This window comes from Rothia sp. 27098_8_27 (assembly GCF_041432805.1).
Taxonomy (GTDB): Bacteria; Actinomycetota; Actinomycetes; order Actinomycetales; family Micrococcaceae; genus Rothia; species Rothia mucilaginosa.
Window position 1 is genome coordinate 38,506 of sequence record NZ_JAPWAJ010000008.1, and the last position, 12,519, is coordinate 51,024.

Genomic DNA, 12,519 nt, shown 5'->3' on the forward strand with positions numbered 1-12,519 from the left:
AGAACCCGCAAGGGCGGGTCGGCAGAGCGCCCGGTGGAGGGTGCATCATGCTTGAGGAACCGCCCCTCAACCCACCAAAGAACGGGTTGCCCAAAGAATGGGTTGAGGGAACAGAAAACCCCGAGCTGGCGTATCTCTTGAATCTTCAGAAAATCCTGTATCTTCAGACAATCTTGTCTCTTCAGAAAATAACTACATCTCGGGGTAGGGGAGGGCGATTCGCGCTCCGGGTGGGACCTACCCTCTCCCACCCGGAGGCGAATCGTGGGGATGTTCGCAGTGTATTGAATACATCCCACCGAAATCCCTCACAAACGTTCGGGGTTTCAGTATGAGCGGTATATGAGCCTACCGCAGTCTATGCCGCAGCCTCGGGGTTACGGGAGATAACAACCTTCACCACGTTGTGCTCAGCAGCGTGGGAGAACAGGTCGTAGGCTTCCTCGAACTGGTCGAAGGTGAAGCGGTGGGTTGCCATTGCCTTAGCGTTCAGACGACCCGAGCGGACCATGTTCAGCAGGTTACCGACGGTGTTGCAGTTGACCAGGCCCATGTTGATGCTCACGTTAGAAATCCACATGGTGTTCAGCGGCAGCTCAACGGGCTTGCCATGCACGCCGGCGTTCGCGATGTTGCCGTAGGGGCGAACAATCTTGGTGCAGGTCTCGAAGGTCTGCGGAACGCCCACAGCCTCAATTGCCACGTCCACGCCCAGGCCGTCGGGGGAGAGAGCCTTAATCTTCTCGATGAAGTCCGGGTCGCCCGCATTGACCTTATCGGTTGCGCCCAGCTCCAGCGCCTTGTTCATGCGGTTGTCGTCAAAGTCGACAGTAATGACGCGGCCAGCACCGCAGAGGTTAGCGGTCATGATAGCGCCCAGACCCACGGGGCCTGCACCCACCACAGCGACGGTGTCGCCGGGCTTGGTGTGACCGTTCAGAATACCGATCTCGAAGCCGGTGGGCAGTGCGTCGGTGAGGAAGAGGACGTCCTCATCGGACAGGCCCTCTGGAACCAGGTGAACCGAAGTCTCTGCGTAGGGAACGCGCACGTACTCAGCCTGGGTGCCGTCAATCATGTAACCGAAAATCCAGCCGACACCACCAACGGTCTGGCAGTGCGAAGGCTGGTTCGCCTTACAGTAGGAGCACTTACCACAGCTGGTCACGGCGGGAATGATAATGCGGTCGCCGACCTTCAGATCAGTCACCGCGGAGCCAACCTCGGTGATGGTGCCGACAGCCTCATGGCCGAGGATGCGTCCGTGGTCCACCTCGGGGCAGTCACCCTTCAGGATGTGCAGGTCAGTACCGCAAATGGTGGTGGTGTCGACACGGGCGATAACGTCCGTGGGCTCAAGAATGGTGGGGTTCGGGACTTCCTCCCAGGCGCCCTTCTGATCGGGACCGTGGTACACATATGCCTTCATGGTGCCTCCTCCGTTGAAGTTCTGATGAGGGTGCAGTGACTGCTTTATCACTACATGTATCAACCTATAAGGAATATTTGATAGGTTGTATTTTCATTAAACCCGACGTGTTGAATTAAGCGCTTTTATTACGCGGAGTGTATCTTTTAGTTCTTTAAACATAAACATGATTCAGTTTGGGTATTTAATACCTGTAAATAACGCACGAGGCGCACCCCTGAAAATAGGGATGCGCCTCGTGCGTTGTATGTAGAAAAGTTGGGTTCAGCTGGGTTTAACTCTTCAGCTGCGCACGTGCTCGCGAACGAACCGCCGTCACCGCCCACACCAGCACAAAAGCCGCCACCATCGACAGCACAATCGTGCCACCGGTCGGCAGGTTAAACGCCCACGACAGGTACAGGCCAACAATCGAACAGATACCGCCAAACACCGGCGAGAACACCATCATCGACCCCAGACGGCGGCACGCCAGGCGGGCTGCCGACGCCGGAATCACCAGAAGCGCCAACACCAGCACATTACCGAGCGTCTGCAGACCCAGCACCACAGAAATGGTTACCAGAACGTACAGCACAATATCCAGGGCAAGCACCGGCAGGCCCATCGCGCGGGCACTCTCACGGTCCAGGCTGACCGTCACAATCTGGCGGTGGAACAGCCACAGCACCAGCAGAATAACGGCACCCATAATCGCCGCCTGGGTAATGTCCTCATTCGAAACACCCACAATCGAGCCGAACAAGAAATCCTGCACCGACCCCGAATAGCCCGGCGCCAACGAAATAATCACAATACCCAACGCAAAGGACGCCGCGAAGAAAATACCGATCACGGAATCCTCGCGTAGCCGCTGATTCTGGCTAAAAATAGCCACCAGAATAGCCGTCACCACGCCCGCGGTCAGACCGCCCATGACCAGGTTGCCGCCCAGCACGAACGCCACCGCAAGACCCGGGAATACCGAGTGTGCCACCGCATCGCCAATGAAGACCATGCCGCGCATCAGCACGTGGCAGCCCACCACACCGGTAACCACCGACGCGAGCAGCACCGCCGCCAGGGCGCGCGGAAGGAACGCCAGAGACGGGTTGAACAGGTCGGCAAGAAAATCGATAGGAGTAATCAACGGGCACCCCCGGTAGAAACAGTATGGGCGGGGGAGAGAGAAGAGTCAGAAGCGCAGGAATCAGGCAGCTCGTGGCCGTACTCATCCAACGCACCACCGGCACAGGTGAAGCCCGTGCGGGCGTGACCCTGCGCCTCCTCAATATCGTGACCGTGCAACCACGTATGCAGCTGCTCCAGGCTAAAGGAGTCCGCCGGACCATCCAGGTGAATATTGCCGCGCACACCGCACAGACGCGAACAGGACTCACGCGCCGCCAGCATGTCATGCGTAGACATCAGAATCGTGATGCCCTCGCCCGCCAACTCACGGTACAGGCGAGTCAGAGTGGTCTGAGTCGGCGCGTCCACGCCCGTAAACGGCTCATCCAACAGTAGCAGGGAGGGGTTCGCCGCCAAAGCGCGCGCCAAAAGAACCCTCTGACGCTGACCACCGGAAAGCTCCGCAATGGAAGCATCCTGCAGGTGCAGGACATCGGTGCGTTCCATCGCCGAAAAAACCTGCACCCAATCCTTCTTCGCCGGGCGGCGGAAGAACCCAATCTCACGCACGCGACCGGTCATCACCGTGTCCTTAACGGTCAGTGGAAAATCCCACTGGAACTGGTGCTTCTGCGGCACATAACCAATATGCGCACGCGCCACACGCGGCGACTCACCCAGCACCCGAACCTGACCGGACGCCGGGCGAATCAGACCCAAAATGGTGCGCAGCAGCGTGGTCTTACCGGCACCATTAGCACCAATCAGACCCGCAAACTCGCCGCGCTCCAGGGTCAGGGACAGATCCTTGAGGATGGAACGGCGCGCGTAGCCGGCGTACAGGTTTGAAATCTCTAGGACGGGCCCGGAGCTTACCGATGACTTAGTACCCGCTGTTACCGATGCGCTCACGAACGGTCACCGCGCACTTCATCCAGCGCCTCACGCTGCGCGGAGGAGCGGCGACGGAACGAAAGGAACGCGCCCACGGCAATCACAGCTGCCACGCCTGCGGCAATAGCACCCCAGGGGATAGTGGACTCTGCCTTGTAACCGCTCTGGTCGCTCGCTGCGGAGGCAGAAGAAGAACCGGACGCCTGAGTACCGGATGCCTGGGTACCGGCGGCCTGAGAAGTAGCAGAAGCCGAACCTGAGGATGCAGAACCGCGAGCCTGCGCTTCCATCGCGTACAGGGCATCAGCGCTCGCAGAATCACCCACCGCAAACTTCAGGTAGCGGGTATCAGACACAGTCGAACCGTCAGACAGCTCAGCGCTCGCGGTGACCTTCAGCAGGTACTCGCCGGGGGCGGTGAACACCCAGTTCGCGTGGGTGTGAGTGTTCTTCTCCACCCACAGCTTCTGCGGCTCACTCTTGGTCGAGGACCACAGCACCTGCGGTGCCGAGAAGTTGCCGTTCTCCAGGTACAGGCTGAACGTGCCGGGGCCGCTCACCTGCTCCAGGGTCAGGTTCACGCCGCGGTTCAGCTTGGACACCAGCTGCGGATCCTGAGTATTCCAACCCGGCCAGATTACGCCCTTAGTTTCGGTCTGCGGAATCACGTACACCTTAGAGCCGGCGGGCGCACCCACGAAGGAGTAGCGCGGGTCGTTCGGCACCTCAAGGATTGCCTTATCGCTGCCGCGGTAGATGACCTCGTCCAGGCTGCGCCAGACGGGGGTTTCGCCGTGGTCGTCGTGGAGCATGAGCTCAAACTTGCCGTTATTGAAACGCGGACCCATATCCACGTGGCCGGCGGAAATTTCGGTGCGACCGGATGCGACCGGCTGCTCTGCAGACAGGGTCTGGGTGAGGGCGCGCTCGCCGCGGCTGAGGTTGCTGTCGCTCGGCTGAGCCGAGGCGCTCTCGGTGGTTGCCGGGGTGGTCTCCGCGTGTGCCACACCCAGGGGTGCGAGCATGAGGCTGGCACCCAGAGCCAGGGCGGGCAGGGCGCGGCTACGTGAGGAACGGGAGGGGGTGGTTGAGTTCATCATGAGGACTTCCTTGAATCATGACCGAAACGGTGTGTGAAAGATTATCTATATGTTGATACGGCTATATAAGCTTGTGGGTAGCTTAAAACCGGGTTATGAGGTGCTTGCCTCCGAGCAGCTAGCACCCGAAGAATCGCCGCCGGAGCCATTCCCGGAGCACAGTGCAATCGTGTGAGCATTCGCCAGCATCATCTGCGCGTAGTGAGGAGCCTGCGCATCCAGGGTGTCCGAATAGAGCACCCCGGTACGTACCTGAGCCTCCCGAGCCAGCTCCGTGAGAACTGGCGAACGCATCGCCGTGGACTTGTCCAGATAAATTGCTGGAACCTTCAAATCCTCGACCGTGCGACGCAGACGCTGACGCTGCTGAATGCTCGGCTCGCCGCTGGCACTGGCACTCACAAAACCGGCAATGTGCAACCCGTAGGTGCTCGCCAGGTAGCGGTAGCCGTCGTGCGTGGTGACCAGGTTGCGTGCCGACTCCGGCAGACCTCCGTACACCTGACGCAGCTGAGCGTCCAGGGCGTCAAGCTCCTTCATGACCTGTTCGGTGCGGGTCGCGTACTCGCTCGCACCTTCCGGGTCGGCGGAGATGAGCGCGTCACGAATGACCTGCACGCTCGCCTTCGCGTTCGGCACCGAATGCCAAATGTGCGGGTCAATTTCGCCGTGCACGTGCTTGCCCAGAACGGCCTGCGCCAGCAGGTACACCTGACCGCGATGCTCCGAAGCACCCGAACGCAGGAAACGGTAGCTACCGCCGGCGGGCACCTCCTGCAGGGTGCGGGAGGGGACCGCGACCACGGTGCGGTTCAGCTCGTACTCTACAGCGCCCTGGGAGGAATCCGCGCGAAGTACGAGCCTGCCGTCGCCGGTACGTGCCGTAATATCGGCGTGACCTGCGGAAAGAACCTTGATGTCCGAGGTAGAAACGTTCTGTTCCTTCGCCAGGCGGTCCACCAGCTGTTGCGGGTCACGACCGACCGCGCAGTACAGGGTGCCGCGCGAAGAACGCACCGACTCCGGCGCATTGACCGCGGTGGCACTCAGCTCAATGGCGTACTCACCGGCATCACTAAATGCCCACGACAGGTGCGTATGCGCCTGCAACGGAAGCTCCAGCGAACCCATATCGCCGGTGCGGATTGCGGTGTCCCCCTCACGGGTGAGGTTCACGCCGCGCGCATGCGAATCGCACAGCATCTCCACCGCCCCGAAGGTCTGCGTAATGAACGCCGCCAACTGTGCATTCGACGAATCGGTAGAGGTGCGCGCCCGCACGCTCTGCACCTCAAAGCGCATGCCTGCATCCGAAGAATCGGCGGGGGCAGATTCGTTCTGCCCGCCCTCTTCAACACGCAAACCCAGCCAGATGGAGTCCAGGGAGGCATCCTCAACAATGGCTTCCAGCTTGCCGCCGTACTGCTCAATCTTCTCCGCAACCGCCACGGACACAACGCCTGCGGGCAGGTTCGCCTCAACCATTTTGCTGAGCTTACGCTGCTCCAGCAGCAGGCCGTTCGTCAGGGCGCAGCGGGCGTAGGCGACATCGCGGATATCGCGCAGGCTCGGCTCATACGAGTGCGGGTCAGCACCGGCAGGCACGAGGGAGTGCACGCTGGCGCGCTCCCCGGCAATCTGCTGCGCCAAGTCCGCCAGAATCGGGGTCGTGGCGACCACGCGCATCCGGTCGGAGGATGCGTTCACGGTGCTGGTGCATCCGCTCAGTGCGAAGGCACCAGCCCCCACCCCCGCGCCCACCGCAATACGGGAGGCGAGGGTGAGGGCGGTTCGCCGACTATAAGCGTGTGCGTGGTTGCCGGTATGCCCGCTATGCGGTGTCACCGCTGCGGCCCTTTCGGCGTGCCGAACGCAGAATCATGGCACCGAGTGCCAGCGCCAGAATGGAGGTGCTGACCATGAACGGGTCGATGACCACACCGGTGTTCGGCAGCTTACCCGCCGCGGCTGCCTTCTGGGCGTTCGCGAGTTCCTGACTGGTCAGGGCGCAATCCTCACCGGAGGCGGTCTTACCGACGATGCGCACCTTGGATCCGTCGGGCTTGGTGACGATGCCGGTGGCTTCGTCTACGGTGCCGTTGACGGGGTTCTTTGCGGTGCTCTTCTCGCCGCCGTTGTTAGCACCGTTGTTGCCGCCGTCCTGCTTGGTTTCTGCCGCACCCTGCGCGTTGTTGCTTGCCGGGGCGTTATCGGGGTTGCCGACGGTGAAGTGCAGAACCGATTCGCTGCTGACCTGCTGACCGTTCTTCAGGCGTGCAGTCCAGCCGATGGTTACGGTGTAGCGACCCTCGGCGGTGAACACCCAGTTGCTGTGCTGGTGGGTGTTTGCGGGCACTTGGAAGGAGCCGCCGCTACGCGAATCGAAGACCTGCTGACCGGCGGAACCGAAGTTGCCGGAGAGGAAGGTGGACATGGTGCCGGGGCCCTCAAAACCGTTGAGGCTCATGGTGACGGGGCCGTCGAGCTGCTTGAGCAGTTCGGGGTCCTGGGTGCTCCAGCCGAGCCAGGGCACGCCCTGCTGCTGGGTTGCGCCAATCATGTGCACGGGGGTGCCCGCCGGGGCGATGTTCTCCATGCCTGCGGGCAGGTTGATCTTCGCGGCGTCATTGAGCACGAACTCGAGGGCGCCGGGGGAGACGTGGCGGGCGGGGCTGGTGCGGTCGTCCTTCACGCTGCTGGTGAGGTTGCCGCCGTTGAGGATCGGGCCCACGTCGAAGTGACCGTGGGTAACTTCTTCACGGCCGCTGTGCTCGGCGGTGTTGACCACGGCGAGGGTGGGGATGCTGGTCGGTGCCTGGGCTGCCTGGTTGCTCTGCTTGCTGTCCTTCTGAGCGTCCTTGCTGTCCTTGGAGCCCTTGGCATCTTCGGCGGGAACCTCGGTGGCGATGCACTGCTGGTTCAGGCTGCCGGGCAGGCCGGAGGAGAGGATGCCGCCGCTGTTACCGCTATTGCTGGGCGCGCTGATGTTCTGGGCATTGGAGCCCTTCACACTGGATCCCTTCGCGCTGGTGGCGTTGCCGTCCTTGTTTTCACCCTTGTCAGAGCCGTTATTGGTGTTGTCGGTGCCGCTGATAGCGGTTACACCGGATCCACCCTGGGATGCCTGCTCACCATTCGCTGCTGCCTTCGCGCCGTTCGGGTCGGTCACCTGCGCGGCGTTCTGACCGTTCACGGATCCATCCACGCGGCGAATACCGGTGGATGCGCTCGCCTCAGCAGAAGCGCTCGCCTCAGCACTCGCGGAGGTAGATGCGCTGGGGCTGCTGGTGGCGCTCTCGGTGGCGGTGGAGGTTGCCTCGGGGGTAGTGGTTGCCTCGCTCGTGGCGTCCTTGGTTGCTTCCTTTGCGGCGTTCTGCGCGTTCAGGAGCTTGAAGCCGTCCTCAGCGTTAGTGCCCACGGCGATGGTGTAGGTTGCCTCGGAGCTGACCGGGGTGCCGTCGGCAAGGGTTGCGGTGGCGCGGAACGTCAGCTGGTAGATGCCCGCGCGGGTGAATGCCCAGCTGAGGTGCTCGTGGCCGCCAGAGGTGATGGTGTGCGGTGCGAGCTGGTCGTTGGTGCTGAAGACGCGCGGGTTGTCGCGGCCGGATTCGGTGAAGACCTCGGCGCGGCCGCCTTCGGGTACGCTGCTGCGCACGAGTTCAAGGTTGATGGTGTTGTCCTTGAGTGCGCCGGGGCGGATTCCTTCCGCACCGAGGCCGGGGTAGAGCAGGCCGCGGGTGCGGGTGGAGGGAATGTAGAAGATGTCCTTGCCTTCGGGGGCAATATAGTCGTAGCCTGCTACGACCTTGGTGTGTGCATCCTCGACGTCGGGCAGGTGGAAGACGGTGCGGGCGGGGTTGAATCGTCCCTGCTGGCCGGGGGCGGTGTCTGCGAGGGTGCCGAGGGTGAACTGGTTGCCGTCGAGGAATGCGTTGAGCATTTCGGTGTGTACGCCCGCGATGACGTAGTCACCTTCGTAGTTGACGTAACCGCGCGACTCGGTGCCTGCCTGGGCGCCGGTCTGGTTTTCCTGCGCCTGATTTTCCTGTGCCTGTGCGGCGGTGAAGGTGCCGACCTGGGGGAGGGCGAGGGGTGCCCCGAGTGCGAGGGTGCATCCGAGGGTGGTTGCGCTGAGTAGGCTCAGGGGTTTGGTGCGTCCTTGCATGGTGGCTCCTTGGATGACTGCTCGTTGGCTGGCGCGTTGCCCGGTGCTTTCGGGGCTTGCCCGGTGCTGGGTCCGGCGGCCTGTTGCCGGTTTCCCTCTTGGGTTCGGGGTGCGCTCTGCCGTGTTTTTCTCTTTGTGGATGTACGTGGTGTGCGTTTTTGGGCGCGCCTCGGCGCACACGTGTTTCTGAGAATCACTATACTCAGTTAGGTTCTAAATGACAATTATTTGCAAAAGAGCTACCCTAAGAAATAGAAAAATGAGAAAGGTTGTCATGAGCTCTCAGAAGCAGACCCAACGACGGGTCACCACACACACCCCCGCACTCTTCATCCCTGGCGGCAAGCCCGCCCTCCGCCGCGCAGCCGCATTCCTTTCCGCCGCAGCGCTGCTCGCGCTCGCCGGCGCTGCCCCCTCCCTGCCCGCCGCAGCAGGCCCCGACGACGGCAAAATCGTCACCACCAAGGGCCACGTTGACGCCCCCAAGGCATACTGGGACGAGCAGAACGGCACCTTCGTCCTCATGAACGAGGCGAACCCCTACAAGACCGGCGCAGACACCTACGAACTGGACAAGACCGTCAACTGGGTCGGCAAGGGCTACAGCACCAGGGACGGCAAGTCGCAGTACACCATGACCCTGGGCGACTCGCCCTCCCTGGCGTTCCTCGGCGAACCCGGCCAGACCCTCTACATGGCACCGCACCTGACCTACGGCAACCAGGACCCCATCTGGGCTGGCCTGGGCGCATCCACGAAGGTGCCCACTGAGCGTTTCCGTGACGGCGTGTTCGCTACCGACATTCTCTCCGTTGAGGGCCCCGGCCGCATGGAGCTCTTCCGCTACAACCCGGACGACGCCCCCGCTGACGTGTACCGCATGCTCTCCAGCAGCTCGACCGGCTGGCACTCCTGGCTGCTTGACAAGGGTAGCCACACCCACAACACCACGACCTTCACCCGCCCGGGCCGCTACGTGGTCACCTACCGCACCGTGGCGCGCTCCACTGACGGCCGCATCATTAGCTCCAAGCCGTCGAAGCTGGTCTGGCAGGTTGGCGGCATGCAGCCTGTGCTCGGTGACGGCACCCCCACCGCCGTGCCCACGGTTGACCGCTACAATGCGGCACCCGTCGGTGACCTGGACGCCGCAAAGTACGTGCTGTCCGTGGCACCGCACCGCCTGGATGCCGACCCGGCTAAGAACAAGGATGCCGACGACAAGCTCAGTGACATCACCTTCACCGCCGCGAACAAGAACCTCAAGGGCACCCTGACCCTGTACAACAACGGCTACTTCCTGACCGACCTGCCGGTCGTGAACGGTACCGCCACCTGGTCTGAAATGCTCGGTAGTGAGGGTTCTCAGCTGCAGGCTGTCTTCACCCCCGACACCTCCGACGCGAACAGCGCGGAGGCGTCCCGCTGGATCTCGCACAAGCTCACCTACGAGCCCGGCAAGGCTGAGAGCGTGTACAGCGACGACGGTAACGGCTCCTGGCCCGAAGAAATCCCGGATCAGGCGAACACCGTACTCAGCACCCAGCAGTACACGCCGACCAGCATGGACTACGACGTGACCGTCACCCCGAACGGCAATGGCTTCAGCACCGTTGAGGTCCGCTTCAAGGACCCGAAGGTGCGCGGCTTCATGCGCGGCGGCTTCTACGCCCAGGATGACCCGGTCTACCCGTACCTCGACCTGGAAGGCTCCGTTGAGGATGGTGTGGCGCGCTTTACCTTCCGTGACGAGTCGTTCTACAAGGGCACGGCTCTGCGCGTGAAGATGCTGACCCACCCGGATATGAACGCTTCTGCTTCCACCACTGAGGTTGCGGCGAACTACGAGCCGGGCACCAAGTACACTGCGCACGGTGCGTTGGCTCCCGATAGCGCACCCATTAGCGATGCGCCGAAGCCTGCTCCGGTGGATCCGTCGCCGAGCGCTGAGCCTACCGTCGCGCCGACTGAAGCTCCTAGCGCTGAGCCGAGCGAGGCTCCTTCCGAGGCTCCGACCGCTGAGCCCAGCACCGTTCCGTCGGTGTCCCCCACCGAGGTTCCGACCGTGCCTGCGGTGCCGACCGCCTCCGCAGAACCGAGCGTGCCTGCTCCGGCGCCCTCCACTCCGGCACCCTCCAGCCCCGCGCCTGCGAACCCGACCCCGAGCGCACCTGCTCCGACTAGCCCGGCGCCGTCTGCGCAGCCGTCCACCCCCGGAACCCCGGGTCACCAGTGCGTGCCCGGCCAGATTGACGGCCGCACCAAGATTTCGCACGGCCACCTGGACATCCAGGCAACTCTGAAGGACCGCCAGCTGTCCGTGGGTCTGCGCGACGACAGCGGCATCATTGACGCTGATTCGACCGTGCGCCCGCTCGATTCGGTCGTGTGGACTGTCAGCGAGAACGCTCGCCGTGTGCGCACCGAACGTATGGCTGATGAGAAGCTGAACTTCATGGGCCCGGTCGGCACCGCCTTCTACGGCCTGCCGCAGACCCAGCAGAGCGGCCTGCCCTGGCCCGGCTACAACACGCAGGACATTGACTACTCGCAGCTGCGCGGCCCCGTGCGCCTGCACGTGGTGCCGAAGGTCATGCCTGAGGGTGCGCGCTTCGGCATGTTCACTGAGTCGCTGAACGGTGCGGATGTGCTGCTGGACTCGACGACCGGCAAGACTACGATCGACATTGATTACGCGACGCACGCACACGCGAACTGGGTGTTCTCTGAGCCCGGCCAGTACATGTTTGACGTGCACTATTCTGCGACTCTGGCTGATGGTACTGAGGTGAACAGCCCGGTGCAGCAGCTTGCGGTTGCTGTGGGTAAGAAGGCGTCGGATGCGTGCTCGTTTGAGACTGCCGTGCCGAAGGACCCGAATGCGGCTAAGGACGACTTTAGTGGTGTGCGCCGTGTGGATTCGGCAACCCCGGGCGGTACCGCTGGTGCTAACCAGCCCGGCTCCGCGCAGTCTGGTGCCGCGCAGGGTGGTCAGTCCGGTCAGGCTGGCACTTCTGGTGCTGCCGGTGACGTGAACGCGCAGGGTTCGGCTGATGGTTCTGCTGATGGTTCTGCTGATGGTTCTGCTGATGGTTCTGCTGATGGTTCTGCTGGCGGCGTGTACCCGGGCGGTATCTCCGGCGGCGGTACCGGTGGCGGCTCTTTGGGTCAGTCCGGTGTGTCTGCTTCTTCTGGTAGCTCCCAGCAGGGCGGCCTGGCGCGTACTGGTTTTGGTGCGGTGTCTGTGGCTGTGGGCGGCGCACTGGTGCTCGGTGCCGGCACTGCGATGGTGCTGCGTTCTCGCCGCCGCGCTTCTTAGCGCTCGCCGCGTGAGGACACGCTGATACGATAAAGCCCCCGCGGCTGAGAGGATGACTCTGAACTGCCTCCCGTTTCTTGGACACCAAAAATGAAGTCCAAGAAACAGGAGGCTTTTCATGTCCGTGCATCTGGGATTAAGGCATGACCGTTTGCTTCGGGAGCAGGCAGCGCAAATGTTTGAGAAGGGACGTGGCTATCGTTTGACCGCCAGCAGGCTTGGTGTGTCCGCCGCGACTGTGAGAGAGTGGCAGAAAATGTACCGCGTAATCGGGAGGAGCGGGTTTCTTGCCATGGGAATAAAGCAGGCCAGATACGACTATGAGACCAAGGTTGCCGCAGCGAGGGCTGTGGTTGATGGTGGGATGAGTAAGCCTGAGGCGATGGTTCGTTTCGGTATTGCGAGTGCGACACCGTTGAAGCAGTGGTGCAGGCTGTACCGTGAGGGCGGCGCGCAGGCGCTTAAGCCTAAGCCTAAGGGCAGGCCGAAGGGATTAGGTGTG

The 12,519-nt window shown here is 62.4% G+C and carries 8 protein-coding genes; 2 read left to right on the plus strand and 6 right to left on the minus strand.

Annotated features, from left to right (window positions below):
• Nucleotides 1-358: 358 nt before the first annotated feature.
• The 6 genes from O3675_RS08530 to O3675_RS08555 form a co-directional block, all read right to left on the minus strand.
• On the minus strand, nucleotides 359-1,429 hold the full coding sequence (locus O3675_RS08530; protein ID WP_371572026.1) for an alcohol dehydrogenase catalytic domain-containing protein: 1,071 nt from the start codon (nucleotides 1,427-1,429) through the stop codon (nucleotides 359-361).
• A gap of 274 nt (nucleotides 1,430-1,703) precedes the next feature.
• On the minus strand, nucleotides 1,704-2,558 hold the full coding sequence (locus O3675_RS08535) for an anchored repeat-type ABC transporter permease subunit (protein WP_049350274.1): 855 nt from the start codon (nucleotides 2,556-2,558) through the stop codon (nucleotides 1,704-1,706).
• The gene (locus O3675_RS08540) at nucleotides 2,555-3,451 is read right to left on the minus strand and encodes a metal ABC transporter ATP-binding protein (RefSeq protein ID WP_371572028.1); all 897 of its coding nucleotides are present in this window, start codon (nucleotides 3,449-3,451) and stop codon (nucleotides 2,555-2,557) included. The genes O3675_RS08535 and O3675_RS08540 overlap by 4 nt, the downstream gene beginning before the upstream one ends.
• On the minus strand, nucleotides 3,448-4,533 hold the full coding sequence (locus tag O3675_RS08545; protein WP_371572029.1) for a TIGR03773 family transporter-associated surface protein: 1,086 nt from the start codon (nucleotides 4,531-4,533) through the stop codon (nucleotides 3,448-3,450). The genes O3675_RS08540 and O3675_RS08545 overlap by 4 nt, the downstream gene beginning before the upstream one ends.
• A 93-nt stretch (nucleotides 4,534-4,626) precedes the next feature.
• A complete protein-coding gene (locus tag O3675_RS08550; RefSeq protein WP_371572031.1) occupies nucleotides 4,627-6,378 on the minus strand; it encodes an anchored repeat ABC transporter, substrate-binding protein in 1,752 nt (583 codons plus the stop codon).
• Nucleotides 6,365-8,698, minus strand: coding sequence for a TIGR03773 family transporter-associated surface protein (locus tag O3675_RS08555; protein ID WP_371572033.1), 2,334 nt, complete (start codon nucleotides 8,696-8,698; stop codon nucleotides 6,365-6,367). Before O3675_RS08555 ends, O3675_RS08550 begins: the two co-directional genes overlap by 14 nt.
• Nucleotides 8,699-8,972: 274 nt before the next feature.
• On the opposite strand from O3675_RS08555, the gene O3675_RS08560 reads away from it, so the two are divergent.
• Complete coding sequence (locus O3675_RS08560) at nucleotides 8,973-12,017, plus strand: choice-of-anchor M domain-containing protein (RefSeq protein ID WP_371572035.1); 3,045 nt, start codon at nucleotides 8,973-8,975, stop codon at nucleotides 12,015-12,017.
• Nucleotides 12,018-12,309: 292 nt separating this feature from the next.
• Nucleotides 12,310-12,519, plus strand: a 210-nt coding sequence (locus tag O3675_RS08565; protein ID WP_371572037.1) for a transposase, incomplete at its 3' end; no start/stop codon positions are given.